Annotated in this window: 24 protein-coding genes and 1 tRNA gene; 12 read left to right on the top strand and 13 right to left on the bottom strand. The window is 70.4% G+C overall.

Going from position 1 to position 24,104, the window contains the following annotated elements; translation table 11 throughout:
* Positions 1 to 5: 5 nt before the first annotated feature.
* Entirely contained in the window at positions 6 to 1,646 is a 1,641-nt protein-coding gene (locus CLV43_RS00995) for a TM0106 family RecB-like putative nuclease (protein ID WP_106185042.1), read from the bottom strand.
* Between the two features lie 117 nt (positions 1,647 to 1,763).
* Between CLV43_RS00995 and CLV43_RS00990 the strand changes: the two genes are divergently transcribed.
* Positions 1,764 to 2,201: a DUF6474 family protein gene (locus CLV43_RS00990; protein ID WP_106185041.1), complete on the top strand. Its 438-nt coding sequence runs from the start codon at positions 1,764 to 1,766 to the stop codon at positions 2,199 to 2,201.
* Between the two features lie 52 nt (positions 2,202 to 2,253).
* On the opposite strand, the gene CLV43_RS00985 is transcribed toward CLV43_RS00990, so the two are convergent.
* Positions 2,254 to 3,918, bottom strand: coding sequence for a BCCT family transporter (locus CLV43_RS00985; protein WP_211304189.1), 1,665 nt, complete (start codon positions 3,916 to 3,918; stop codon positions 2,254 to 2,256).
* A gap of 128 nt (positions 3,919 to 4,046) precedes the next feature.
* On the opposite strand from CLV43_RS00985, the gene CLV43_RS00980 reads away from it, so the two are divergent.
* The 4 genes from CLV43_RS00980 to CLV43_RS00965 are packed head-to-tail and all read left to right on the top strand — an operon-like array spanning position 4,047 to position 7,003.
* Positions 4,047 to 4,595 carry a hypothetical protein gene (locus CLV43_RS00980; RefSeq protein WP_106185039.1) on the top strand — a complete coding sequence of 183 codons (549 nt, stop codon included), beginning with the start codon at positions 4,047 to 4,049 and terminating at the stop codon, positions 4,593 to 4,595.
* Between the two features lie 31 nt (positions 4,596 to 4,626).
* Entirely contained in the window at positions 4,627 to 5,391 is a 765-nt protein-coding gene (locus tag CLV43_RS00975) for a YcnI family copper-binding membrane protein (RefSeq protein ID WP_106185038.1), read from the top strand.
* Positions 5,388 to 5,984, top strand: a complete 597-nt coding sequence (locus CLV43_RS00970) for a copper resistance CopC family protein (RefSeq protein WP_106185037.1) — start codon at positions 5,388 to 5,390, stop codon at positions 5,982 to 5,984. Before CLV43_RS00975 ends, CLV43_RS00970 begins: the two co-directional genes overlap by 4 nt.
* Positions 5,984 to 7,003, top strand: coding sequence for a copper resistance D family protein (locus tag CLV43_RS00965; protein WP_106185036.1), 1,020 nt, complete (start codon positions 5,984 to 5,986; stop codon positions 7,001 to 7,003). Before CLV43_RS00970 ends, CLV43_RS00965 begins: the two co-directional genes overlap by 1 nt.
* 106 nt (positions 7,004 to 7,109) lie before the next feature.
* Here the strand turns inward: CLV43_RS00965 and CLV43_RS00960 are convergent, their stop codons facing one another.
* The 3 genes from CLV43_RS00960 to CLV43_RS00950 all read right to left on the bottom strand — a co-directional run bounded on the left by CLV43_RS00960 (position 7,110) and on the right by CLV43_RS00950 (position 9,789).
* Positions 7,110 to 7,409: a hypothetical protein gene (locus CLV43_RS00960; protein WP_106185035.1), complete on the bottom strand. Its 300-nt coding sequence runs from the start codon at positions 7,407 to 7,409 to the stop codon at positions 7,110 to 7,112.
* 125 nt (positions 7,410 to 7,534) lie between these two features.
* Positions 7,535 to 8,452 carry a phosphotransferase family protein gene (locus tag CLV43_RS00955; protein ID WP_106185034.1) on the bottom strand — a complete coding sequence of 306 codons (918 nt, stop codon included), beginning with the start codon at positions 8,450 to 8,452 and terminating at the stop codon, positions 7,535 to 7,537.
* Between the two features lie 14 nt (positions 8,453 to 8,466).
* Positions 8,467 to 9,789: an NsdA family TPR-like regulatory protein gene (locus tag CLV43_RS00950; protein WP_106185893.1), complete on the bottom strand. Its 1,323-nt coding sequence runs from the start codon at positions 9,787 to 9,789 to the stop codon at positions 8,467 to 8,469.
* 275 nt (positions 9,790 to 10,064) lie between these two features.
* On the opposite strand from CLV43_RS00950, the gene CLV43_RS00945 reads away from it, so the two are divergent.
* Together CLV43_RS00945 and CLV43_RS00940 are read left to right on the top strand one after the other, a co-directional pair.
* The gene (locus tag CLV43_RS00945) at positions 10,065 to 10,388 is read left to right on the top strand and encodes a hypothetical protein (protein WP_106185033.1); all 324 of its coding nucleotides are present in this window, start codon (positions 10,065 to 10,067) and stop codon (positions 10,386 to 10,388) included.
* Positions 10,389 to 10,401: 13 nt separating this feature from the next.
* Complete coding sequence (locus CLV43_RS00940) at positions 10,402 to 10,761, top strand: hypothetical protein (protein WP_106185032.1); 360 nt, start codon at positions 10,402 to 10,404, stop codon at positions 10,759 to 10,761.
* A gap of 253 nt (positions 10,762 to 11,014) precedes the next feature.
* Here CLV43_RS00940 and CLV43_RS00935 read toward each other — a convergent pair whose 3' ends face one another.
* From CLV43_RS00935 to CLV43_RS00925, 3 genes are read right to left on the bottom strand one after another with little or no spacing between them, the layout of a single operon-like run.
* Positions 11,015 to 11,809, bottom strand: coding sequence for an SDR family NAD(P)-dependent oxidoreductase (locus tag CLV43_RS00935; protein WP_106185031.1), 795 nt, complete (start codon positions 11,807 to 11,809; stop codon positions 11,015 to 11,017).
* A 15-nt stretch (positions 11,810 to 11,824) separates the two neighbouring features.
* Positions 11,825 to 13,060: an MFS transporter gene (locus CLV43_RS00930; RefSeq protein ID WP_106185030.1), complete on the bottom strand. Its 1,236-nt coding sequence runs from the start codon at positions 13,058 to 13,060 to the stop codon at positions 11,825 to 11,827.
* Positions 13,038 to 14,324 carry a GH1 family beta-glucosidase gene (locus CLV43_RS00925; RefSeq protein WP_106185029.1) on the bottom strand — a complete coding sequence of 429 codons (1,287 nt, stop codon included), beginning with the start codon at positions 14,322 to 14,324 and terminating at the stop codon, positions 13,038 to 13,040. Before CLV43_RS00925 ends, CLV43_RS00930 begins: the two co-directional genes overlap by 23 nt.
* Before the next feature lie 104 nt (positions 14,325 to 14,428).
* Between CLV43_RS00925 and CLV43_RS00920 the strand changes: the two genes are divergently transcribed.
* Positions 14,429 to 15,076: a TetR/AcrR family transcriptional regulator gene (locus CLV43_RS00920; RefSeq protein ID WP_106185028.1), complete on the top strand. Its 648-nt coding sequence runs from the start codon at positions 14,429 to 14,431 to the stop codon at positions 15,074 to 15,076.
* A gap of 68 nt (positions 15,077 to 15,144) precedes the next feature.
* On the opposite strand, the gene CLV43_RS00915 is transcribed toward CLV43_RS00920, so the two are convergent.
* Entirely contained in the window at positions 15,145 to 16,449 is a 1,305-nt protein-coding gene (locus CLV43_RS00915) for a D-arabinono-1,4-lactone oxidase (RefSeq protein ID WP_106185027.1), read from the bottom strand.
* A gap of 88 nt (positions 16,450 to 16,537) precedes the next feature.
* Here CLV43_RS00915 and CLV43_RS00910 point away from each other — a divergent pair, with 88 nt between their 5' ends.
* Positions 16,538 to 17,725, top strand: coding sequence for an amino acid deaminase/aldolase (locus CLV43_RS00910; protein WP_106185026.1), 1,188 nt, complete (start codon positions 16,538 to 16,540; stop codon positions 17,723 to 17,725).
* 185 nt (positions 17,726 to 17,910) lie between these two features.
* On the opposite strand, the gene CLV43_RS00905 is transcribed toward CLV43_RS00910, so the two are convergent.
* From CLV43_RS00905 to CLV43_RS00890, 4 genes are all read right to left on the bottom strand, one after another.
* A complete protein-coding gene (locus CLV43_RS00905) occupies positions 17,911 to 18,540 on the bottom strand; it encodes an NAD(P)H-binding protein (RefSeq protein ID WP_106185025.1) in 630 nt (209 codons plus the stop codon).
* 14 nt (positions 18,541 to 18,554) lie between these two features.
* Positions 18,555 to 19,172 carry a hypothetical protein gene (locus CLV43_RS00900; RefSeq protein ID WP_106185024.1) on the bottom strand — a complete coding sequence of 206 codons (618 nt, stop codon included), beginning with the start codon at positions 19,170 to 19,172 and terminating at the stop codon, positions 18,555 to 18,557.
* Between the two features lie 345 nt (positions 19,173 to 19,517).
* The gene (locus CLV43_RS00895; protein ID WP_106185023.1) at positions 19,518 to 20,447 is read right to left on the bottom strand and encodes an NADP-dependent oxidoreductase; all 930 of its coding nucleotides are present in this window, start codon (positions 20,445 to 20,447) and stop codon (positions 19,518 to 19,520) included.
* 322 nt (positions 20,448 to 20,769) lie between these two features.
* A tRNA-Leu gene (locus CLV43_RS00890) sits at positions 20,770 to 20,852 on the bottom strand.
* 117 nt (positions 20,853 to 20,969) lie between these two features.
* Here CLV43_RS00890 and CLV43_RS00885 point away from each other — a divergent pair.
* The 3 genes from CLV43_RS00885 to CLV43_RS00875 are packed head-to-tail and all read left to right on the top strand — an operon-like array spanning position 20,970 to position 24,103.
* Positions 20,970 to 22,163: an FHA domain-containing protein gene (locus tag CLV43_RS00885; RefSeq protein WP_106185022.1), complete on the top strand. Its 1,194-nt coding sequence runs from the start codon at positions 20,970 to 20,972 to the stop codon at positions 22,161 to 22,163.
* A 51-nt stretch (positions 22,164 to 22,214) separates the two neighbouring features.
* Complete coding sequence (locus CLV43_RS00880) at positions 22,215 to 22,676, top strand: FHA domain-containing protein FhaB/FipA (protein WP_106185021.1); 462 nt, start codon at positions 22,215 to 22,217, stop codon at positions 22,674 to 22,676.
* On the top strand, positions 22,673 to 24,103 hold the full coding sequence (locus CLV43_RS00875) for a PP2C family protein-serine/threonine phosphatase (RefSeq protein ID WP_106185020.1): 1,431 nt from the start codon (positions 22,673 to 22,675) through the stop codon (positions 24,101 to 24,103). The genes CLV43_RS00880 and CLV43_RS00875 overlap by 4 nt, the downstream gene beginning before the upstream one ends.
* The last annotated feature ends 1 nt before the right edge of the window (position 24,104 follow it).

Raw genomic sequence — 24,104 nt, 5'->3', positions numbered from 1 at the left:
GGCCCTCACAGGTCGCCCGCGAACGGCAGGAGCTTGATCTCCTCGGACGACATCCAGTTGCGCAGGGCGTGCGTTGCGCGGACGTCGTCCTCGTTGTACTCCAGCAGCCTGCGGCGCTGGTCGTCGTCGGGCGGGTTGCCGTCCATGCCGACCGCGTCGCGGTACCAGCGCATGGAGTTCTCGCCGCCCGCCTCCGGGTCGCGCCAGGTGAACCCGGCGACCGGGGCGATCGTCTTGAGGCCCTTGCCGTGCGCGCAGAGGAACTCCTCGCGCACGATGCCGAACAGGTCGACCCACGCGTCGGACTTGATGAACTCGCGGACCTGCGCGACCGGCGGGATGCCCGGCATCCCCTTGAACCGCTCGGCGGAGCCCAGCAGCCAGCGGTTCTCGGCCAGTTCGTTGTAGCAGTAGGCGCGGAAGCTCAGCCCGCGCGCGCGGGCGCGCAGCCGGACCGCGGTCAGCCACGTCCAGAACTCGGCGAACGAGCGGGCCTCGTCGTCGCTGGGCACCGGGTCCCACGTGGCGAAGGCGCGGTAGCCCGGTTCCTCGTCGACGTTCTCGCCGGACAGCCAGCAGCCCCACATGTACGCGCCGAGGTCCGCGAAGCTCTCCATGTCGACGTCGACCTCGACGTCGGCGCGCGGCACGGTCATCCGCTCGGACCGGCGGACGACGGTGAGGTCGCGCAGCCACGCGCGGGCCAGGATGACGGCGTCGTCGAACGGCATGCCCACCAACGGGATCAGCGGCTCGCCCACGGTCTGCTCGGCCAGCTGGTCCACAGTGGACACGCCAGCCCTGCGCAGCGCGATGGCGTCCTCGCCGCGGGCGACCAGGCTGACGTCGCGGGTGCGCTTGAGCTCCACGTCGCAGGTCGGCCACCACGGACAGGACTTGCACTCCACGATCCGCGACGGGCGCGCGAGCGGCTCGTCACCGCGAGCGGCGGCACCGGCGACGGCGAGCCGGTCGGAGAACCGGGCGTCGTACTCGGCGAGCGCGGTCCGGCCACCGGGCCAGGTCGGCGCCTCCAGGTCGTGCCAGACCACCACGTCCGCGTCCATGCCGATCACACCCGCCATCGCGCGGCCGTGCTTGGCGAACCCGGCGGCCTGGAGCTGCCGCTGGGCGTGGGCCAGCCTGAGCTGGTCGCGCGGCTGCGGGCGGACCTTGCGCGCCGGGTCGACGCGCGCGCCGTTGGGCAGCGGGTGCGACAACGGCGAGGTGCGCGCGCCGTGGCCGGGGTCGCTGGTCTTGTGCCGGACCACCAGCACCGGCACGTACCCGGTCGTGTCCTTCACCAGCAGGTCGATCCCGCCGCGCCGACCGCCGGTCAGGTCGCGGGGCAGCGCCGGGCCCCAGATGTACGGGGTGCCCGCCTGCATCGCGGCCAGCGTCACGCGCTCGCGGTCCGCGGTGCGGATGTCCGGGCCGAACGGGATCTCCATGAGCTGCGAGCCGAACAGCCGCGCCAGCGCGTTCGACACCTGTCGGCGGTGCTCGGTCGCGTCGGCTTTGCGCTGCTCACCAGCGGGGTCCGGCGGCGCCTTGTCGACGTCGCGCATCTCCGGATCGTGTTCTAGGTGCACCCGCCGCCGGCAACGAGTGACCACACCGGCGTCGAGCTGCACCTGGGAAGTCACTGGTGAAGGGTATGCCGCGACCGCAACCGGCGTGCGCGCAACCTGGGTACTCCTGTCGATCTTTTGTGCGACGGGTCGGCGTCGGCTCTACTGTTCCCCCTAGGAGGTGGCGCCACCATGGCACGCAAAGCACTCGGTCCCCGGCTCACGCCCTCGAAGGCGAAGAACCTGCTCGGCGTGGCCAAGGTCGTCGGCCCCGTCCTCATCCCGGTGCTCGCGCCGTTCGCCGCCAAGGCCGCGGGCCTGGTCAGCGACCAGTACGACCACTACCGCGCCCGCAGGCTCGGCGTCGGCATCGAGGACCTCACCAAGTACACCGGCAAGGGCGCCCGCCTGCACGCCCGCATCGCGGGCTTCGCCCAGGCTCTCGACGAGCTGCGCGCCAAGGACCCCGACTACGTCACCGAGACGGAATCGCGCCTGGTCAAGCTCGCCGCCGCCGTCCGCGCCTCCGAACGCATGCCCACCCCCCGCCGCAAGGCCGCCCACCGCGCCGTGAGCAGCGACCTGGACGTGCTCGAGAACGACCTCCTCAGGCGGCTCGGCGTCTCCTGACCCCGGACAGACGAGTGCCCCCTCCACGATCTTCGGAGGGGGCACTCGTCGTTCAGCGCTTGGCGGTGACCTGTTCCACCGCGCGGAGGGCGGCTTCCTCGGGACCGAGGTGGGCGGTGGCCTGCTCCATGGCTTCGGCCACGCGTTCCTCGCGTCTGATCATCGGGTCGCTGCGCAGGTCCTTCGTGAGCGACACGCACAGGCCGATCATGATCACCAGGAACGGCAGGGCGGCGATGATGGTCAGGTTCTGCAGGCCGGTGAGGGCGTTGGAGCCGCCGACGAGCAGCATGACCGCCGCGACGGCGCCGGTCAGGACGCCCCAGAACACGACGACGCGCTTGTTGGGCTCGATGGAACCGCGCTGGGAGAGCGTGCCCATGACGATGGACGCGGCGTCGGCGCCGGAGACGAAGAAGATCGCGACGAGGAGCATCACGACGACGCCCGCGACGGCGGCCAGCGGGAAGTTGTCCAGCAGCGCGAAGAGCTGGCCCTCCGGGGTGGACTGGCCCGCGATGTCGGTGCCCGCCCGCTGGGTGAAGATCGCGGTGCCGCCGAGGATGGCGAACCAGACCAGGCTGACGGCGCTGGGGACGAGGATGACGCCCGCGACGAACTGGCGGATGGTGCGGCCGCGGCTGATGCGGGCGATGAACATGCCGACGAACGGCGTCCACGAGATCCACCAGGCCCAGTAGAAGATCGTCCAGCCGGACAGCCAGGTCTCCGTGGCGTCGCCGCCGGACGCGGCGGTGCGACCGGCCATGTCGGCCAGTTCGCGCAGGTAGTCGCCGATCGCGGTGGGCACCAGGTTGAGGATGAACACCGTCGGGCCGACCACGAAGAGGAACGCGGCGAGCACGACGGCCAGCACCATGTTGATGTTGGACAGCCACTGGATGCCCTTGGCGACACCGGACACCGCCGACGCCACGAACGCGGCGGTCAGCACGGCGATGATCCCGACCAGGACGCCGTTGCCGATGTCACCGGCCCAGCCCGCGACCTTCAGGCCGCTGCCGATCTGCAGCGCGCCGAGCCCGAGCGAGGCCGCCGAGCCGAACAGCGTGGCGAAGATCGCGAGCACGTCGATCGCCTTGCCCGCCGGGCCGTTCGCGCGCCTGGAGCCGAGCAGCGGGGCGAACGCGGCGCTGATCAGCTGGCTGCGGCCGCGCCGGAAGCTGCCGTACGCGATCGCGAGGCCGACGACGGCGTAGATCGCCCACGGGTGCAGGGTCCAGTGGAACATCGTGGTCGCCATGGCGGTCTGCACCGCCTGCTCGGAACCGCCTTCGACGGTGCCGGGCGGCGGCTTCACGAAGTGCGTCAGCGGCTCGTTCACGCCGTAGAACATCAGGCCGATGCCCATGCCCGCGCTGAACATCATCGCGACCCAGGACACCGTCCTGAACTCGGGCTCCTCGTCGTCCTTGCCGAGCGGGATCCGGCCGTAGCGGCTGAACGCCAGCCACAGCGCGAACACCACGAAGCCGGAGGCGGCCAGGACGAACGCCCAGCCGAGGTTCCCGATGATCCAGGACAGGGAGGTTTTGGAAGCCGAAGCGAGGGAATCCGTGGCGAAGACGCCCCAGGCCACGAAACCGAGGGTGATGACGGCGGCGACACCGAAGACGACCTTGTCGGTGCTCGCGGGTCGGTCGGCGCGTTCGGCCGAGGGTTCGCCGGGCAGGGGTTGTTCGAGCGGCGTTGTCACACCTGGCCTCCTGAGCTGGTCACTTGGCAACCGTCGCGGGACTGCGTCCGGTCAGCCGGTACCCGCTGCTCCGAACGGCCAAACATGGCGCCTTACGCCCGTACGGCTTGTTCTCCTACTCTCATGGCGTGACCCCACGGCCCGCACCCACCCGCGTAGCACGCGGTCTGCTGCTGGCCGTGACGTCCGCCGCGCTGGGCGTCGCCGCTCACGGCGCGGCTGGCGGCAGCCTGGCGGAGTTCACACCCGCGCTGCCGTTGACGCTGCTCATCGCGGGTGCGGCGACCGCGCTGGCGAACCGCCGCCGGAGCCCGTTGGCCATCCTGGCCGCGCTCGGGGCGGCGCAGTTCGCGCAGCACGAGCTGCTCGGCCTGATGCACCACCACCACACCTCGACCGGCGGTCTCGGGTTCGACGTGGTGCAGATGACGACCGCGCACGTGCTCGCCGCGCTGGGCACCGGCCTGCTGCTGGTCAAGGCCGACGACGCCCTGTTCGCGCTGGCCGCCGCCGTGTCCCGGCTGCTCCCCCGCACGCTCGCGCCGGGCCCGGTCCTGCTCACCCCGCGTGCCGCCGCCCTGAGCGCGGTGGCCGGACGAGTACTGATCGAACTACTGCTGCGCAGCGTGAACGGCCGCCGAGGGCCGCCCGTACTCCTGGTTACCCGAGTCCCCTGACCACTCCGGAACACCCAGGAGCAACATCTCCATGTCGACAAATCGATTCGGCGTGCGCACGCTCGCCCGTGGCGCAGCCGTCCTCGGAGCCGCCGGCGCGATCGCGCTCGGCACCGCGGGCCTCGCCTCGGCGCACGTCACCGCGTCCACGCCCAGCCCGGCGGCCAAGGGCGGCTACACCAAGGTCACCATCCGGGTGCCGAACGAGCGCCCCGACGCGGGCACGGTGAAGCTCGAACTGACCCTCCCGCCCGAGTACCCGCTGGCCTCGGTCAGCAGCAAGCCCGTGCCCGGCTGGAAGGTCGAGGTCGTCAAGGCCAAGCTGCCCAAGCCGATCACCAGCCACGGCAAGGAGGTCACCGAGGCGCCCAGCACGGTGATCTGGACCGCGGACGCGGGCGTGCAGATCGAACCCGGCCAGTTCAACGAGTTCGACCTGTCCGTCGGCCCGCTGCCCGAGGACACCGACCGCCTGCTGCTGCCCACCAAGCAGACCTACAGCAGCGGCGAGGTCGTCGCGTGGGACGCGCCCCCCGCCGCCGAGGGCGCCGAGGAGCCCGCGAAGCCCGCTCCGGTGCTGAACCTGGTCGCGAAGGCCGCGGGCGGAGACCACCACGACGCCACCGCCGCCACGGCGACCGCGAGCGACGAGCACGCGGAGGCCGCCGTCGCGGGCAAGGACAACACCGCCCGCTACCTGGGTGGAGCGGGTCTCGCGGTCGGTGCGCTCGGACTCGGCTTCGGCGCCGGTGCCGTGCTCCGCTCGCGCCGCGCCACGGGGAAGCCCGCGGCATGAGGCGCGGGTTCTCGGCGACACCGATCCGGATCCTGCCGCGCCTGCTCCTCTCCTGCTTGGTCGCCGGAGGCATCATGCTCGGCGTGGCGGGCCCCGCACTCGCGCACAACGTCCTGGTCAGCAGCAACCCGCTGGCGGGCTCGTCCGTCGAGACCGGCCCGGCGACGATCACGCTGACGTTCGACCAGCCGGTGAACGGCGGGCCGGGCCTCAACGCCGTCTCCGTGGTCAGCCCGGACGGCGGTCACTGGGAGGGCGTCGGCGAGCCGACCGTCCGGGACAACGTGGTGACCGCGCAGCTGCGGCCGCTCGGCCCGGCAGGCGAGTACACCGTCAGCTACCGGATCCTGTCGGCCGACGGGCACCCGGTGACGGAGTCGCTGAAGTTCACGCTCACCAAGGCGGGCTCCGGCACCCCCGCACCGGCCAGCGAGATCGCCGCGGCCAACCCGGCGGCGACCTCGACGGCGGGCGGTACCGCCGACGGCGGTGGCGGTGTGCCCATCTGGGTGTGGATCCTGGGTGCCGTGGTGCTGCTCGGCGGTGGTGTCTTCCTGGCACTGCGCGGCGGTGTCAAAGAGGACTCGAGGTAGTGACGACGAACTGGACCACCGCTCCCACCAGGTACTACGTGCTCGGTGGGCTCATCGCGGGCGGGGTGGCCGGTGTGCTGCTCGGCCTGGCGCTCTCGACCACGCAGACCGTGGTCGGGATCGCCGAGGCGGGACCGGTGGTCCAGTTCCTCCACCCGCTCGTGCGGGTGCTGCTCGACCTCTCGGCGACCGTGGTCGTCGGCCTGAGCCTGCTGCCGAAGCTGCTCGGCTTCGGCAGGCCGTCCACCACGGAGCCGGTGCTGCGGATCGCCAGGCCGGCCGCGGTGGTCGCCGCCGCGGTCTGGGTGCTCACCGCCCTGCTGTCCATCGTGATCAGGGCCTACGAGGTCCGCCCCGGCCAGCCGCTCACCATGGGCGGGGTCGTCGACTACGTGCAACGGGTCGGCGCGGGCCAGGGCCTGCTGTTCAGCGCCGTGTGCGCGCTCGTCTACCTGTGGGTCGGCTCGCTGGCCGCCCGCCGGGGCGAGACGGTGCCCGCCGAGCTGCGCATCCTGGTCGCCATGTTCGGCCTGCTGCCCCTGCCGGTCACCGGGCACGCGTCGAACTGGAAGTACCACGACTACTCGATGATCTCGATGGAGCTGCACGTCCTCGGCGCGGCCGCGTGGACCGGTGGTCTGGGCGCGCTGATCGCGCTGGTCGCCCACCGCAGGGGGCTGCTCGCCGAGGCGCTGCCGAAGTTCTCCAAGCTCGCCACGGTCAGCCTGGTGCTGGTCTCGGTGACGGGCCTGTTCAACGGCCTGCTGGAGCTCGGCCTCAACCCGGTCGTCTCGCTGCCCGGCTCGCTGTTCACCACGTCCTACGGCCTGCTGCTGCTCGGCAAGGCCGTCTGCGCGGGCGGGTTGGCGCTACTGGGGGCCAACATCCGGTGGCGCCTGCTGCCCCGGATCGCCAAGCACGAGCGGACCGCCGTGTTCGCCTGGGCGGCCGTGGAGCTGACCGTCATGGGTGTCGCGTTCGGCCTCGCCGTGGTCCTCGCGAGCGCTCCGGTCGCCTGACCTGCGCAGTCGCGTGTTCAACGTGAAACATCGCGGAAACTCCCGATGGCCGGATGATCTCAAACGGCGAGCGGTGCCTTTGGCGCGCTGAGCTGCGGATCCGGTCTCAGTCGTTGATCAGTCGCGCGGTCGGGTCCTCGCGCAGCCTGCTGAGCTGCACGATGGCCTCCTGACCACGGCGTTCGAGCTCCTTCGCGTCGATCCAGCCGTTCGCGAAGTACCGGTAGTCCTGGGCGAGCTTCACCAGTTCGGCCAGGTAGTCGGCCGAACGGCGACGCCGCTCCTCGCTGAACGAGGCCAGCAGCGGGAGTTGGGTGTCGACGACCTCGTCGAGCAGACGGGCCGAGCGCAGGGCACGCCGAGCGCGCCACCGCCGCATCCCGATCCGAGTCACGATCTCACTCATCGTGGCTACCCACCTCGCCCGTCGAAGTCCCCGTCCGAACCCAGGGCGCAAAAATGCGCCCTTCGAAGCCAACGTCGGAATCCGGAGCGCAGGCGTTACCGGTTCGTGGCCTGGACGACAGGTTCTCAGCGGTAGGGGGCCCACCGCGCGGTGGGGTCACCCCTACGCAGCGAGTCGAGGCGTTTCCGCAGCTCAGCGCGAACTCCGGGGTGGCTGCGCAAGATCGGCAGCGCGCTCGTGGTGAGTTTCAGCTCACGCACGTCGCGAAGGACGGCGAAGCCATCCCAACGAGTGACGTCGAACCGGTAACCGCGGACGAGCTGGCGCTGCCAGCGGGGCGAGTGCCCGAACCGGGCGACGCCGACGGGCAGCGAGCTGAGGTCCCACTCGCGCGGGCCGACCGACGTCGAGTCGAAGTCGCAGATCACGGGCCCGGTGGGGCTCGCGATCAGGTTGCCGAGGTGCGCGTCGCCGTGCAGCACGCCCCTCGGGAGGACCGGTCGCAGATCCGCGAGCCGTTCGTCGAGGGCCGTGCAACGTTCTTCGAGGAACGCCCGGTCCTGATCGGACAGCTCTTCCGCATCGGCGAGTCGACGCCGGACGTCGTCGAGCGGTGCCCATCCGGGCAGTTCGAACGTCGGAGCGGGCAGCGCGTGCCACCTCCGCAGCACGCTCGCGAGGTCCCGGCCGTCGAGCCCGCGAGCCGGTTTGGGGTGCTCGGGGACCACGTGCCAGAGCGTCGCCAGGTGCTCCCCGACGGCGATCGGCTGCGGGATCCCGGTCACCAACCGGACCGCCGGGACGTCGTGCTCGGCCAGCCAGGTGGCCACCCGCACCACCTTGGCGGCGCGGTGCCGCAGGCCCATCGAGCCCACGATCCGCACCACCAGCCGCTCAGCCGGCAGTTCGAAAACAGCGTTGCTGGTGAACTTCACCAGTCTCGCGCCGCGGTGGTCGAGCCCCAGCTCGGCGCACAGCCGACGCAGTGCGCCGGACAGCTTCTCCCTGGTGAACCGACCGTCGAGCGCGACCGTCGAGGACATCAGGCCGCCCGGTCTCAGGCCGCGGTGTCGCTGCCGGTGAACTTGGCAAGGCGGTCCGCCAGCTCACGGGCATCGGGGTTGTTGCGGCGCTTGTCGGCCTCCTGGAGCAAGGGCTTCATCCGGTGCTTGGTGCGCACGGACTTCAGCCCCTCGGAGAGGTCGATGGCCTGGCGGCCGACCTTGGTGCCGTGGTCGACGTCGCCCTCGATGAGGTGGTTGATCGACAGCGAGGTCAGGTTGAACGACCGGCTGCGGCTCATGTCCTCGCCGAAGGTGTTGACGGCCTTGGACAGCGCCGGGATCGCGGTCCGCGTGTACTTCGGGTCCACCGTCTGGGCCAGCTCCGTGTGCACCGTGCCGATCATCGACGACAGGTCGATCTCGGTGAAGAACTTGGCCCACGCGGGCGCTTCGCCGACGTTCGCCCTGGCGAACTCGTCCCGTGCCCGGCCCAGCAGCTTGATGGCCTGGTCGTCGGAACCCATCTTCGCGTAGGCCCACGCCTCGTTCGCGCACAGTATCCCGACGGCCAGCTCGGAACCGGAGTTCTGCGCGGCCAGCTGACCGAGCTGGAACACCTTGAGCGCGTCGTCCGGCGCGTCCTGGTGCAAGTACACCCGGCCCATCCGGTACAGGATGTTGGCCACCAGCGCCTCGTTGCGGCCCTGCTTCGCGAGGTCGAGCGCCTGCCCGAAGTGGTTGCGGGCGGAGTCCATCAGACCGGTGTCGAACGACGTCCACCCGGCCAGGTTGTGCAGGTCGGCGAGAGCCACGAAGAGGCGCTCCCGCACCAGGTCGGTCGCGTTCGCGCCCAGCATCTGCTGGCCCCACGACAACTGGGCCACCACTGCGTCGCGACAGGAGCCGCCGCCGTACTGGTAGTCCAGCGCTCGCAGGGCGCGGGTAGCGGCTTCCACCTGTCGGACGTCGGTCATGCCGATACGTCCAGGGGCCGGAGTCTGTGTGGGGTTGGAAACCCACGACCCGGAGTCCGTACCGAGCACGGCCGCGCCGACTGTCACGGCGGCGGCGTGCGCGAGGAACTTCCGACGCTTCACCGACTCGTCCTCCTCAGAATTGGGTGAGTCCGCGGTCGCGGCCACCCGTACTGCCGTTGCCTCGTCGTAAGCGAGGCCCATGTATCCCCTTGGGACACCCAAGCCCACGGCGATCCGCGTCAGGACGTCGTAGGCCATGACCTGACGACCCTTGAGGATCTCCGAGACCTCGGACTGCGACTGGCCAGTCAGCGCCGCGATCTGGCGCTGCGACACGCCGTGTCGGCGGAGCAGCCGGTACACCGAACTGATCTCACGCCGCGCCAGCGCGTCCCGCATCTCCTGCTGGTCCCAGACCTCGGGCGTCACAGGAGAACCTTGCGAACCGATGGTGTTCAATTTCGCCGCCTCACAGTCCATTGGGCGTCAACGGCAGAGTAGGGGCACTCCCCCAACTGCGAGAAGTGCCGATCAGCAGAGCTGATCGGCTCTGCCGAACTCCGCTGACCGCTCATCGTGGAAGTCCCACCGGCCAGCGCTATGACGTCCCGATCCGGCATGAATCATCGCAATCTAAGTTCCGGTAAGCGAGTGAGCACGGAGAGGAACACCAAGTGGATCTGATCGAGCGGGCGGTGACCACCACACGTGGTGGTTCGGCAGAGCCTGCCGTCACCACGGGTTCCACTCCGTCTTCCCTGTCCGTCCAGGAGTCCAACGACCTTGGCTCCGGATGGCGCGGTTCGACTGGGCAACGTCGTTGGTGGCGGATCCGCTGCAGCGACGTGGTCGACCGTGAGCGCTGCCTCACCGTTGTGGTGGACCAGGACCGCGTGGTCCTGGTCGGTCCTCCCGGTGAGACCGCGGTGCTCTCGGCCGATCAACTCGTACAGCTCAGGGCTGCGCTACGCGAAGCCGCCGAGCAGGCGGAAAGGTGACGGTGACGTTTCGATGGACGAGATCCTTGGACAAGTCCTCCGCAACGCGGTGTGGGAGCGACTGGACCTGCTCACCGAGCTGGCCAGCCAAGCCGACGCCCCGTCCCTGCTCTCGGTGGCTCGATCCGAGCTCCCCCGGCTGACCGAGGGATGGCGAGCGCTGCTCGCCGCGCACGAACCGGACGAGAAGGGCAACTGCCCTGAGTGCTCCAGTCGTTGGCGGCAGCAGAAGTCTCCTTGCTCGGTGTGGCGCGCCGCGTACGAACACCTGGTCGCGGGCGGTTTGGCCCCGCGCCCGGCTCGCCACCTGCGCGCAGCCCCGGTGACTCCTCCTGTCACCAGGTCTCGCCGCGCGGTGGTTCGAGCCCACTAACGGGCGGCCGGGGCCGTGTCGTTCCCCCGACACGACACGGCCTCGGCGCCGCCTACTGGCCGGCGATTCGGGACGGGCGACCCCCCGACCGCGACGTACCGGATCGCCGGCCAGGTACCACCACAACTCAACAGTCTTCCGCGGGCCGGTGTTGTGCCACCTTCCCCTCCCCGACCAATACTGGTCCGCGGACTCCAACCTCGGCCCTGATGTCCGCACCTCCCGCGCGGGCATCGGGGCCGATTTCACGTGGTCAGCGGTGTGTGCCGGTGCGCCAGCTCAGGTAGCGGGTCAGTGCCGGGAAGAGCCTGCCGGTCAGTTCGAAAGCCTTGAGCTGCCACGGGAAGACGACCTCGGTGCGCTCCCGTTCGACGGCCGACGCGATGACGGCGGCCACCTTCTCCGGGGTGCTGGTCGGGATGGCCAGCCGCGCCAACGCCGGGATCCGCTCCTCCGCGCCTGCGTTGTTGGCGAAGTACTCGCTGCTCACCTTGCCGGGCACCACCTCGCTGACCCCGATCCCGCTGCCGCGCAGGTCCATCCGCAGCGCTTCGGTGAGTCCGCGCAACGCGAAGCGCGCCGTCACGTACCCGGTCGCGCCGGGGATTGGCAGCCGCGACACCGGTGAGTTCACGTTGACCACCCACCCGCTGCCGCGTTCCCGCATCGCCGGGAGGAGCGCGCGGGTCAGCTCCAAAGCGGCCGTGAACGGGAGCGCGACCATGTTCCGGAGCTCGTCGGGTTCGGTGTCGTCCAGGAAGAGCCACCTGCCGACACCCGCGTTATTCACCAGGACGTCCGGCGGCCCGAACTCGCCCAGCACCCGCGCGGCCAGCGCGGCGATCTGGGCGCTGTCCGCGAGATCGGCCGGATGGACGACAGCCCGTCCGCCGATCGCCGCTATCCGTTCGGCGTGCTCGGACAGCAGCTCGGCGCTGCGGGCCACAAGTACGACCCGTGCGCCCTTGCTCGCCACCAGCTCAGCGGTCGCCGCACCGATCCCCTGCGACGCTCCGGTGATCAACACGGTCTTGCCTGCCAACCGCACGCACGACCTCCAGCTCTAGGAAACGGACTTGACCCTGGTGACCAGGAAACCGGCGATGACCGTGGCGAGGGCCGAGACCGCGAACAGGCCCCGGTAACCGCCGAGGTTGGCGAGCACGACCGTGGTCAGCAGCGGGGCCACGACCTGCGGCAGCGCGTTCGCGATGTTGACCACGCCGAGGTCCTTCGCCCGGTCGGCCGCGGCAGGCAGCACCTGCGTGAGCAGGGCCAGCGCCACGGCCATGTACACGCCGAACCCGACACCCAGCAGCGGTGCGGCGATCAGCGCGGCGGTCCACGTCTGCCAGACGACGAGCAGCAGCGCGGCGACGGCCATCACGACGACGGCGAGGAGGACGAACGGCTTGCGCTTGCCCGAGCGGTCGGACATCGAGCCGAACACCACCGCGCCGATGACGAGCGCGACGCCGTAGAGGGCCATCAGGATCAGCAGCCCGTCCTCGGGGGACGGGTAGTGGACCACGTCGGCGAGGAAGAACAGCAGGTAGAGCGTGCCGAACGCGTTGCCGAGGTTGATCATGAAGTGGCAGCCCCACGCCCAGCTGAAGTCGGGGTGCCGCCTCGGTGAGATCCACATCTCGCGCAGCGCGAACGACGGGCGCAGCGCCTTCGGCAGCCGGACGTCGGGGGTGATCACGACGAACAGCAGCGCGCCGACCACGACGATCGCGGCGCACGCCAGGTAGCCGTTGGTCAGCCCGGTCACCAGCAGCGTCACCACGACCGCGCCGAGCACCGTGCCCAGCATCTGGCTGATCCCGACCAGTCCGCCGACCGTCGCCCGCTGGCCGACCGGCACCTGGTCGGGCACCACGGACGTGAGGCTGGCCAGCATGCCGTTCAGCCCGGCCTGGACCAGGCACCAGCCGATGGTCATCACGGTGATGTCGGGCGCGTTGGCCAGGACGACCAGCCCGGCCGCGCCGATCAGCGCACCGGTCAGCGTCCACGGGTGCCTGCGGCCGAACCGGGACGTGGTGCGGTCCGACAGCAGGCCGATCACCGGGTTCGCGAGCAGCGCCGCGACGGCTCCCGCGCCCGTGACCAGGCCGAACACCAGCTCCTTGTTGGCGTTGTCGAACAGCTCGGCCTGCTGCGGGAGCAGCACCTGGATCGGCGCGTACACCCCGAGCCACAGCCCCAGGTTGGCGAAGAAGAGCCACGCCATCCAGCTCCGGCGGACCGGGACCTCCGGTTCGCCGAGCGCCTCAGCTCTCGCGGGCGATGACATCGCGGTACCAGCGGTAGGAGTCGCGCGGGGTCCGTTCCTGCGTCTTGTAGTCCACGTGCACCAAGCCGAAGCGCTGGGAGTAGCCCGCGTCCCACTCGAAGTTGTCCATGATCGACCAGACGAAGTAGCCGCGGACGCCTGCCTCGCGGGCCGCCCGGAGGTGCGCGTCGAGGTAGTCGATCCGCTCCTGGTCGGCCAGCTCCTCCGGGCTGGTACCCTCGCCGGGGTAGCTGCAGCCGCTTTCGGTGATGTAGACCGGCGGCAGGCGGTCGCCGTAGCGCTCCCGCAGCGAGGTCAACACCTCGGTCAGCCCGGCGGGCACGACCGGCCAGCCGAAGCCGGTCTTCGGGTACTCGTCGATGTCGATCCGCTCGAACGGCAGCGGCTCGCCCTCGCCGGTGGCCCGCAGCCGGGTCGGGTTGTAGTAGTTCACGCCGTAGAAGTCGAGCGGGGCGGCGATCTTCTCCAGGTCGCCGTCGACGATCGGCAGGAACGGCGTCGCCTCCTCCGGGTACGCGCCGGTGAGCTGCGGGTCCGCGAACAGCCGGTTGTGGATGGTGTCGTAGAAGCCCGCGGCGAACCGGTCCTCCGGCGAGTCCGACTCCGGCCACGCGGGCGAGTGGTTGTTCGCCGTGCCGACGGCGTCGGCGCCGTTCGCCCGGAGCGCCTGGACGGCCAGGCCGTGCGCGAGGTTGAGGTGGTGGGCGGCGGGCAGCGAGCCGAAGAGCAGCGACTTGCCCGGCGCGTGCTCCCCGATCGCGTAGCCCGAAAGCGTGACGACGACCGGTTCGTTGATCGGGATCCAGAGTTTCACCCGATCGGCGAGCCGGTCGGCCACCAGCGCCGCGTACTCGGCGAACCGCTCGGTGATGTCGCGGCCCAGCCAGCCGCCCTCGTCCTCCAGTTCCAGCGGGGTGTCCCAGTGGTAGAGGGTCGCGACCGGGTCGATGCCCGCTTCGACGAGGCCGTCGACGAGCCGGTCGTAGAAGTCGAGGCCCTCGGCGTTCGCGGGGCCCTTCCCGGTCGGCTGCACGCGTGGCCAGGCGACGGAGAACCGGTACGCGCCCACCCCGAGGTCCTTCATCAGGGCGATGTCGTCGGCGTAGCGGTGGTAGTGGTCGCACGCCACCTCACCGGTGTCGTCGTCGCGCACCGGTGAGAACCGGTCCCACACGGACGGGCCGCGACCACCTTCGGTGAACGCTCCCTCGATCTGGAAGGCGGAGGTGGACACACCCCACAGGAACTCGTCGGGCAACGGCATGCAACGCCTCCGGGTGGTTTTTCCAGGTCCAGAACGTGAAACCGATTCGGATCGTAAGCGTGTTGCGGCTCACAGGGAAGTGCGAACCGCGTCGAGCAGGCACTATGGGGGTCCCAACGTCGTCGCCTGGAGTCGCCGTGACCAGTTCCACCCCGCTGCGCCGCCAACCGGTGCAGCAACGGAGCGCCAAACGCGTCGAGCGGATGCTCGAAGCATGCGCCTCGCTGATCGAGGAAGTCGGCTACGACGGGGTGACGACAACACTCATCGCCGAGCGCGCGGGCGTTGCCGTCGGCTCTCTCTACCAGTTCTTCCCCGACAAGCGCGCGGTGGTGCAGGCCCTGACCATGCGCAACCTCGACAAGTTCATGGACACCATCACCGCGCGGTTCGCCAAGACACCGCTCGAACACTGGTGGGACGCGGTCGACACGATCTTCGACGCCTACGTCGGCATGCACCGCGACGTGCCCGCGTTCAGCAAGGTCCGGTTCGGCGACGCCGTCGACATGCGGCTGCTGGACGACAAGCGCGACAACAACGCGGTCATCTCCGACCGGATGGTCGAGCTGATCGCCGCGAAGTTCGGCATCCCGCTCGACGAGCTCCAGCTGCCGATCGCCGTGGCCGTCCAGGCCGCGGACGGCGTGCTCGACCTGGCGTTCCGCATCGACCCCAACGGCGAGCAGCGCGTGCTGGACGAGGCGAAGTCCCTGATCAGGGGCTACCTGTCCACCCGACTGCCGAAGTAGCCCGGCGCGGCACCGGTCGGCTCCCCACCGGCCGGTGCCGCCACGGGTGGAGCTCTGGGACGCCGAGGTCAGGCGCCCAGGACGCGGTCCAGGTACGGGTTGGTGAAGACGTGCTCGGGGTCGACCTGGTCGCGGACGCGGCGGAAGTCGTCGAAGCGCGGGTAGCGCTCGCGGAGGGTGTCGGCGCCGAGCGTGTGCATCTTGCCCCAGTGCGGGCGGCCGCCGACCGAGCCCGCGATGCGTTCGAAGGCGTCGAAGTACTCGCGGTAGGGCATGCCGAGGAACTGGTGCACGGCGATGTAGGCGGAGTCGCGACCGGAGGCCGTGGACAGCCAGATGTCGTCGCCCTGGGCGGTGCGGACCTCGACCGGGACGATGACGCCGTGGTCGAGCTTCTTCACCGCGGCCCGCAGCTCGCGGATCACCTCGTGCAGCGCCTCGCGCGGGACGGCGTACTCGGACTCGACGAAGCGGACTCGGCGCGGTGAGACGAAGACGCGGTGCGACTGGTCGCTGTAGACGCGTTCGGACAGCGCGGCGGCGCACAGCTTGTTCAACGGGCGGGCGGTCTTCGGGATGCCGCGGGCCAGGCGGGCGACCATGCCGAAGACGGTGTTCTCCATGACCTCGTACTCGTAGAACCGCCGCAGCCTGGACAGCGGCTCGGCCGCGGTGCCGGCGGGGACCCGGTTGTTGCGCTTGACCAGCACGCCGTCGCCGTGCAGGAACCAGTGGAACTCGACGTGGTCCTCGACGGCGGTCAGGTCGTCGAACTCCTCCAGGATGCCGTCGAGGTGGCCGGTGGTCTCGCGGGCGTGCAGCACGAACGACGGAACGCACCGGAGGGTGATCGTGCTGATCACGCCGAGCGCGCCGAGGCCGAGGCGGGCGGCGTTGAAGAGGTCGGGGTTGTCGGTGGCCGAGCAGGAGGTCACCGAGCCGTCGGCGAGGACGAGCTCCAGGGACTCCACCTGCGTGGACAGGCCGCCGAGCTTGGCGCCGGTGCCGTGGGTCCCGGTCGAGACGGCGCCGGAGATGGTCTGCGCGTCGATGTCGCCGAGGTTCGCCATCGCCAGTCCGAGGCGGTCGAGGCTCGCGTTGAGCTGGTGCAGAGGTGTACCCGATCGGACTTTGACCAGGCCGGACTCGGTGTCGGCTGAGATGATCCCGGTCCAGGCGTCGAGGTCCAGTGCCACCCCCGGTGCCACCGCGATCTCCGAGAACGAGTGCCCGCTGCCGCGCGGCCGCACCGTCCGACCGTCCGTCCGCGCGGACGTGATCGCGTGCGCGATCGCATCGGTGCTCGCCGGGTGTTCGACCCGGAGCGGGGAGGCGGACGCCGTGCCCGCCCAGTTGGTCCACTGGGCCTTCATGCGAAGCCTCCTCGGACTGTGACGAAGAATACGAACCGTAGGTGAAAGCTATTCACATTTCAAGGCTTGAGGCCGTACGGTGAAGCCCATGCAGCGCCGAACCCGCCTGGACACGGCGACGAAGGACTTCGATCCTCCGTTCGCGATCGTCGACCTGGACGCGTTCGACCACAACGCGACGGACCTCGTCCGCCGTGCCGGTGGTCGGCCGATCCGGGTCGCCAGCAAGTCGGTCCGGGTCCGCGACCTGCTGCGACGGGTGCTGGACAAGCCCGGCTACGAGGGCATCATGTGCTACTCGCTGCCCGAGGCGCTGTGGCTGTCCGACCACAACACCAGCGAGGACCTGCTGGTCGCCTACCCCACGGTCGACCACGGCGCCCTGCGCAGGCTCGCCGCGGACGAGGTCGCCCTCGGCCGGGTGACGCTGATGATCGACTCGCTCGACCACCTGGACCTGGTCGACGCCGCCCTCGGCGCCCACCACCCGACCATCCGGGTCTGCTTGGAGCTCGACGTCTCCTGGCGCCCGATCCCCGGCCTGCACGTCGGCACCCGCAGGTCACCGGTCCACAGCGCGCGCGACGCGGGCCTGCTGGCCCGGCGGATCAGCGACCGCGCGGGATTCACGCTCGTCGGCGTGATGGCGTACGAGGGCCAGATCGCGGGGCTCGGCGACAACCCGCCCGGCCAGCCGCTGCGCGGCGCGATCGTCCACTGGATGCAGAAGCGCTCCGCGGCCGAGCTGATCGAACGCCGCAGCGCCGCGGTCGCCGCCATCCGCCAGGCCGTGCCGCTGGAGTTCGTCAACGGCGGCGGCACCGGCAGCCTTGAAGTCACCGGCTCCGACCCGAGCGTCACCGAGCTCGCCGCGGGCTCCGGCCTCGCGGGTCCGACGCTGTTCGACGCCTACCGCAGCTTCCACCCGGAACCGGCGGTCCTCTTCGCCCTGCCGGTGGTCCGCCGCCCGGCGCGCAACACCGCGACCCTGTTCGTCGGCGGCTACATCGCCTCGGGCACCGCCACCCCCGACCGGCAGCCGAGCCCGTACCTCCCGGAGGGCCTCACCACCCTGCCGATGGAGGGCGCGGGCGAGGTCCAGACGCCGGTTGTGGGCAAAGCCGCCGACAGCCTCCGGCTGGGGGACAGGGTGTGGATGCGTCACGCCAAAGCGGGTGAGCTGGCGGAGCGTTTCGACCACGTCCACCTGCTCGTCGGCAACGACGTGGAGCGCACCGTGCCCACCTACCGGGGTGAGGGCCAGAACTTCGGCTGACCACCTCTGACCAGGGCAAGAACGGTACCGACGGTCACATCTCGGACTCGTCCCTTGTGGTCGGTCGAGGGGTGACCCACTAGGTGTAGAGGTGCCCTCCGCGGCTGTGGATTTGACCTGTGGACAACTTCGCCATACCTGTGGACAACTCGGGTCCACAGGGTTGGCGAGAAGTTGCCCGCCGGCTAGATCGGGTCCGCGCCGCTGACCACTTCGAGGGTCTGGCGGACGGTCTCCGGCCGGTCGATCAAAGCCAGGATCACGGCGGCGACGTCCGCTCGCGGGATGGACCCCCGGTCCACCTTCTCCCCCAGCGCCACGGTCCCCTTGGCGGGTTCGTCCGTGAGCGCTCCGGGGCGCAGGATCGTCCAGTCGAGATCCCGCGCCCGCAGGTCCTCCTCGGCGGCGCCCTTCGCCTTCAGGTACACGGCGAACTCCGGCGTCACCGACGGGTCGTCGGCCTTGTCGATGCCCATCGAGCTGATCTGCACGAACCGCCGCACACCCGCCCGCTGCGCGGCCGCCGCGAACAACGCGGCCGCTGCCTTGTCGACGGTCTCCTTGCGTTCCGGTCCACTCCCGGCTCCCGCGCCTGCGGCGAACACCGCGGCTTGCGCGCCGGTCAGGTATTCGGCCACGGCAGCGACGTCCGCCGTCTCCAGATCACAATGAACAGGTACCGCACCGGCTGTCCACACATCGGTGAAGTGGTCGGGGTTGCGCACCAGCGCGGTGGCCGAGTCCCCTCTGGCGGCGATCAGCCGCTCCAACTCCAACGCGATCTTCCCGTGGCCGCCGGCAATCACGATTCGCATGCCACGACGGTATGTCAGGAAGCGGTGGCCAGCACCTGCTCGTAGACCAGCTCGTTCACCCAGCGCGTGGTCGCGGTGTCCTCGACCGGCACGTACTCGTTGCGACCCGTCACGTCCACGGTCACGGCGGACTCGGCGTCGGCCATCAGGACGGAGACGCCGTAGCGGCGGACCCGCGGCAGGCAGTTGGACAGGTAGTCGTGGGTGAAGGCGACCGACGTGGGGAGGACGACCGCGGCGTTGCCGTAGCGGGCGAACGGGACGGCGGAGGCGAGGGCGGTGCGCCAGTGGCGGGCCACGGCGAGGACACCGACGATCTTGACGGCCGACGGCGGGACGCGGCCTTCCATCTCGGGCCACACCCACGTGGACACGGTGGTGCGGTCCGCTTCCGGGCCCGCTCCGACGCAGACGCGCTCGGCGTGGGCGTCGGCCATCAGCTCGGCGACGACGACGACCTTGCGGCCCATGAGGACCATCTCCGGGAGGACGACCCCGTTCCAGCCGAGGCGCGCGGCCGCGGCCGTGGCGAGCTCCTCGGCGGTGCCGGGGAGCTCGGGAACCGGAACAGCAGTGGCCGACAGCGCCCGTGTGTCACCGGGTACCGCGATCCGTGCTGGTGTGCTGCTCACGCCAGGGCCTCCCTCGGGAATCACGGCGGGAGATCCGCCGTGTTTCGACTCGTGCTCTGGATAATGGGTACCAGGAGGACTGGGCCGTGCCTCCAGGTCGACGAGGGCCCTGCGATCGACGGCGCTGAGCGGTCGGTGACCGGTAGATAGCGGTCTTGGGGAGTTCGGCCCGACCATGCTGCCGTCCGGGTGACACCGGTGCCGTCGGTTGGCTCGAATCCACTGCTGACAGTAGGCGTGGATCGCCTCCGGCGACCCGCTCGACGACCGGCGGCCGTTCGACCGCCGGACCGCTTGTCGACCGTTCAGCGCGCCAAATCGACCGGACGACCCGAGAACGGCCGCTCAGACGACCAGGACGGTCTTGCCGCGCGCACCGGTTGACCTCGGTCGGACCAGTTCGGCGGCCGCCTCGGCGAGCGGCAAACGGTGCTCTACGGGCACGTTCAGCCGACCGTCCGACACGGACTCCGCCAACCGGCTCAGCGCCTCCGCCGTTCCGCGCACCTCGAAGTTCCCGCCGCGCAGCCCTCGGGAGGTCAGCACGGCGGGGTCGGCGGCGAACGTGGTGGTGAGCGCCTGGCCGCCGAGCCGGACGGCGGGCAGGTTGGCGGCGAACCCCGGCCCGTCGCCCACCAGGTCGATGACCGCGTCGACGCCGTGCACCCGGCTGGTGAGCGGTCCCGCGGTGTGGTCGACGACCTCCGCGGCGCCCAGCGACAGCAGCATCTCGGCGTCGCCCGGACGCCCGGTGGCGACGACCTGGGCCCCGGCGGCGGCGGCGAGCTGCACGACGAGCTGGCCGACGCCGCCGGTGGCCCCCACGAGCAGCAGGGTGATGCCCGCACGGGGCTCCAGCGCCTCCACCAGCTGCACGGCGGTGAGCCCGGCGGTGGGGAGCGCGGCGGCGACCACCGGGTCGAACCCGGCGGGCAGGAGCGCCAGCGGGTTCGTCTCGGGCACGGTGGCGTACTCGGCGTAGGTGCCGATGCCCGCGGGCTCCTGGAAGAAGGTGCCGAACACCTCGTCGCCCGGCGCGAACCGGGTCACGCCCTCGCCGACCTCCTCGACCACGCCCGCGCCGTCGATGCCGAGAACCAGCGGGAACACGTGCCGCATGGAGCCGTCCATCATCCCGTCGGCGACCTTCCGGTCGAACGGGTTCACCCCAGCGGCCGCGAGCCGGACGAGTACACCTCCCGGACCCGGCACGGGCTTGGGGACGTCCACGAGGACCGGCTGCCCGCCGAACTCGTGCACCGCGATGGCCCGCATATGCCCTCCATCACTCGACCGGGTGACTGAGATCACCCATGCCACAACTGAATCAAGGGAAGGTTAAACGATCAAGGTTCGTCGGAGGGGTCCTGCGACGTCCCGAACCCCCGTCCACTCCCGGACCAATGCCGGCCAAAAGGGGCCAAAGGGATCAACGCCTCCTCCGGCTCCGGCGATGGCGGGCCGGACGATCACCGCGACCACCTGGGGGTCTGGGGGCCTCGCCCCCAGCTGGGGGTTCGGGGGTTCGACCCCCGATGTAATGCCGAAAGGCCCCTGACCGCGTACTCTGCGGTCAAGGGCCTTCCAGGACTTTCGGTGGGCGAGGGGGGAGTTGAACCCCCACGTCCTTTCGGACACACGGACCTGAACCGTGCGCGTCTGCCATTCCGCCACTCGCCCGGAGCGACGTGGTGAACACTAGCACGCCCTCTGGACGGGTTACCAATTGGCCCGTGTCCCACCACGTCAGCCCGGATACGATCAGGGTCGGAGTCAACCGAGTCGGAAGGTGTTGCCGTGGGCCTCGTACAGCGCTTCGAGCGCCGTCTCGAAGGCATGGTCGGAAATACCTTTGCGCGCGTGTTCGGCGGCAGCGTCGTCCCGCAGGAAGTCGCGCAGGCACTTCAGCGTGAAGCCGAGAGCAACATCCGCGAGCTCGCGGGTGGCAGACTCCTCGCGCCCAACCACTACGTGGTCCTGCTCGGCCCGCAGGACCACGATCGGCTTGCCGGTGACGGGCAGGATGAACTACGCATCACGCAACTCCTCGGGGACTCCCTCGGAGAGCACCTGGCCGAGTTTGGGTGGGATACCTATGGTGACGTCGTAGTCTCCCTGGAGCGCTCCGACGCGCTGCACACCGGACAGTTCCGAACCAGCTCGTCCGTCGACCCCGATGTGAAAGTTGCCAGCCGACGGTCAGCACCACCTCGCACCGCAGGAGACCGATCCATGAGCCAGCCTCCCGGCTACGGACAAGGACAGGGCCAGCCCGGCCACGACCCCTATGGGCAGGGCGGTTACGGCCAACCGCCACAGCAGCCCGGTTACGACCAGGGCTACGGCCAGGCGCCGCAGCAGCCGGGTTACGACCAGGGCTACGGCCAGCAGGGCTACGACCAGGGTTACGGCCAGCAGCCCGCCCAGGGCTACGACCAGGGCTACGGGCAGCAGCCCGCCGCGCCCGGCTACGACCAGGGCTACGGCCAGCAGCCCGGTTACGACCAGGGCTACGGGCAGCAGCCCGCCCAGGGCTACGACCAGGGCTACGGGCAGCAGCCCGCGGCACCCGGTTACGACCAGGGCTACGGCCAGCAGCCCTCCTACGACCAGGGCTACGGCCAGGGCGGCTACGGCCAGGGCGGCTACCAGGACCCCGCGGCCGGTTACGCTCCGCCCGCCGTGCAGTCCGGACCGCGCACGCTGAACGCGACGCTGCACCTCGACGACGGTTCGAACCGCACGTATCCCCTGAAGCAGGGGGGAAATGTGGTCGGCCGCGGACAGGAGGCGGACTTCCGCCTGCCGGACACCGGGGTCTCCAGGAGGCACCTGGAGATCACGTGGGACGGGCAGAGTGCAATGCTCGCGGATCTCGGTTCGACCAACGGCACCACGGTGAACGGCACTCCAGTGCAGACTTGGCAGCTCGCGGAAGGCGATGTCGTCCGCATCGGCCACTCCTCACTGGTGTTCCGCACGCAAGGCTGAGGTCGATACGGGCGTCGGTGACAGCACTCAAGGCAGGAGCGGTTACAACCGGTGCCAGAGCTGGTGATGCAGCTGACCAGAGCAGGTTTCCTCGTCCTGCTGTGGTTGTTCGTGCTGGCCGCACTTCGGGTGGTCCGCTCCGATCTCTACGCTGCCTCGGGGTTGCGGGTTTCAGTCCCCGGCTTCCGAAGAAACGCGGACAAGGCCGCCAAGGGGAACAAGGCCCCCCGGCAACTCGTGGTCACTCACGGGGCGCTGACGGGTACCCGGATCTCCCTTGACGGCAGGCCGATCCTGATCGGCCGCGCAGACGACTCCACGCTCGTGCTGGACGACGACTTCGCGTCGACCCGGCACGCGCGCATCTCGCTGCGCGGCACTGACTGGTACGTGGAAGACCTAGGTTCCACGAACGGCACATACCTAGACCGGGCGAAGGTCACGGCACCCCTCCGGGTCCCGCTCGGCTCTCCGATCCGAATCGGCAAAACGGTGATCGAGCTGCGATCATGACCCTCGTCCTCCGATACGCGGCCCGAAGCGACCGGGGCCTGGTGCGCAACAACAACCAGGACTCCGTGTACGCGGGCCCGCGCCTGCTCGCACTCGCCGACGGCATGGGTGGCCATGCCGCGGGCGAGGTGGCGAGCAAAGTCGTCATCGCCGCACTCGCACCGCTCGACGACGACGAACCGAGCGATGACCTGCTCGGCCAGTTGCGCGAAGCGGTCATAGCGGGCAACGGCGCCATCTCCGAGCTCGTCGCGAGCGACCCCGACCTGGACGGCATGGGCACCACGCTCACAGCCGTCCTGTTCGCGGGGAGCAGGCTGGGCATGGCCCACATCGGCGACTCGCGTGCCTACATGATGCGCAACGGTTCGTTCTCGCAGATCACGCACGACGACACGTTCGTCCAGTCGCTGATCGACGAGGGCAGGATCACCGAGGAGGAAGCGGCCACGCACCCGCAGCGCTCGCTGCTGCTGCGCGCGCTTACCGGCCACGAGGTGGAACCCCGCCTCATGGTCCGCGAGGCGCGTCCCGGGGACCGCTACCTGCTCTGCTCGGACGGCCTCTCCGGTGTGGTCAGCCTGGAGACGCTGGACGAGGCGATCCGCATCCCCGACCCGCAGGCCTGCGCCGACCGGATGATCGAGCTGGCGCTCAAGGGCGGCGGGCCGGACAACGTGACGGTCATCGTCGCGGACGTCGCCGACATCGACTTCGGCGACGACGCCCCGATAATCGGCGGTGCCGCCGGTGACGGCAGCGCAGATCCGCCGCCACCGGACTCCCCCGCCTCGCGGGCGAGCTCCATCACCGGTCCGCGGCCGATCCCGCCGCGGGCCGAACCGCCGCCTCCGGCGCCGGACCCGAAGACCAAGCGGCGCCGCAAGGTCAAGGCCGTGCTGCTGGTGTTCTTCCTGCTGCTCATCCTCGCCGCCGCGGGCCTCGGCACGCGGTGGTGGGTGTTGCGCCAGTACTACATCGGGGCCACGGACCAGGGCCAGGTGTCGATCTTCCGCGGGGTCAGCGGCAGCTTCTTGGGGGTGCCGCTGCACACCGTCGCCGAGGGCTCCTGCCCTCCGGGGTCCGAGGCCGCGTGCGAGCCGATCACGGTCGACGACCTCCGGGTGTCGAGCCGCGAGGTCGTGCGCAACGGCATCACGAAGGACGGCCTGGAGGAAGCCAGGGAGGGCATCCGCAAGCTCCGCACGGAGCAGGTGCTGCCCCCGTGCGCCGACGGGCAGAAGGCCACGACCTCGACGACGCCGCCGGCTACGACCACGACGACGAACCCGTCCGCCACCACGGTGATCGGCGGTACGACGACCGAGCCGAGCCCGCCACCCACCACCACCTCCAGCCCGGACGCGACTCCCCTGTCGACGCCCACGCAGACGCCGGGCACGGACTGCCGACGGAAGGGCCAGTAAG

This window comes from Umezawaea tangerina (assembly GCF_003002815.1).
In the GTDB taxonomy this organism is placed as follows: domain Bacteria; phylum Actinomycetota; class Actinomycetes; order Mycobacteriales; family Pseudonocardiaceae; genus Umezawaea; species Umezawaea tangerina.
This window is presented reverse-complemented; position numbering and strand designations above follow the sequence as displayed.

What these genes read in the sequence shown, in the direction of transcription:
- CLV43_RS00970 (WP_106185037.1), top strand. Translation starts at nt 5,388, where the DNA reads ATGAGGCGCGGGTTCTCGGCGACACCGATCCGGATCCTGCCGCGCCTG.
- CLV43_RS00940 (WP_106185032.1), top strand. Translation starts at nt 10,402, where the DNA reads ATGGACGAGATCCTTGGACAAGTCCTCCGCAACGCGGTGTGGGAGCGA.
- CLV43_RS00905 (WP_106185025.1), bottom strand. Translation starts at nt 18,540, where the DNA reads ATGCGAATCGTGATTGCCGGCGGCCACGGGAAGATCGCGTTGGAGTTG.
- CLV43_RS00925 (WP_106185029.1), bottom strand. Translation starts at nt 14,324, where the DNA reads ATGCCGTTGCCCGACGAGTTCCTGTGGGGTGTGTCCACCTCCGCCTTC.
- CLV43_RS00930 (WP_106185030.1), bottom strand. Translation starts at nt 13,060, where the DNA reads ATGTCATCGCCCGCGAGAGCTGAGGCGCTCGGCGAACCGGAGGTCCCG.
- CLV43_RS00975 (WP_106185038.1), top strand. Translation starts at nt 4,627, where the DNA reads ATGTCGACAAATCGATTCGGCGTGCGCACGCTCGCCCGTGGCGCAGCC.
- CLV43_RS00920 (WP_106185028.1), top strand. Translation starts at nt 14,429, where the DNA reads ATGGGGGTCCCAACGTCGTCGCCTGGAGTCGCCGTGACCAGTTCCACC.
- CLV43_RS00910 (WP_106185026.1), top strand. Translation starts at nt 16,538, where the DNA reads ATGCAGCGCCGAACCCGCCTGGACACGGCGACGAAGGACTTCGATCCT.
- CLV43_RS00875 (WP_106185020.1), top strand. Translation starts at nt 22,673, where the DNA reads ATGACCCTCGTCCTCCGATACGCGGCCCGAAGCGACCGGGGCCTGGTG.
- CLV43_RS00915 (WP_106185027.1), bottom strand. Translation starts at nt 16,449, where the DNA reads ATGAAGGCCCAGTGGACCAACTGGGCGGGCACGGCGTCCGCCTCCCCG.
- CLV43_RS00990 (WP_106185041.1), top strand. Translation starts at nt 1,764, where the DNA reads ATGGCACGCAAAGCACTCGGTCCCCGGCTCACGCCCTCGAAGGCGAAG.
- CLV43_RS00950 (WP_106185893.1), bottom strand. Translation starts at nt 9,789, where the DNA reads ATGCGGGACGCGCTGGCGCGGCGTGAGATCAGTTCGGTGTACCGGCTG.
- CLV43_RS00955 (WP_106185034.1), bottom strand. Translation starts at nt 8,452, where the DNA reads ATGTCCTCGACGGTCGCGCTCGACGGTCGGTTCACCAGGGAGAAGCTG.
- CLV43_RS00895 (WP_106185023.1), bottom strand. Translation starts at nt 20,447, where the DNA reads ATGCGGGCCATCGCGGTGCACGAGTTCGGCGGGCAGCCGGTCCTCGTG.
- CLV43_RS00960 (WP_106185035.1), bottom strand. Translation starts at nt 7,409, where the DNA reads ATGAGTGAGATCGTGACTCGGATCGGGATGCGGCGGTGGCGCGCTCGG.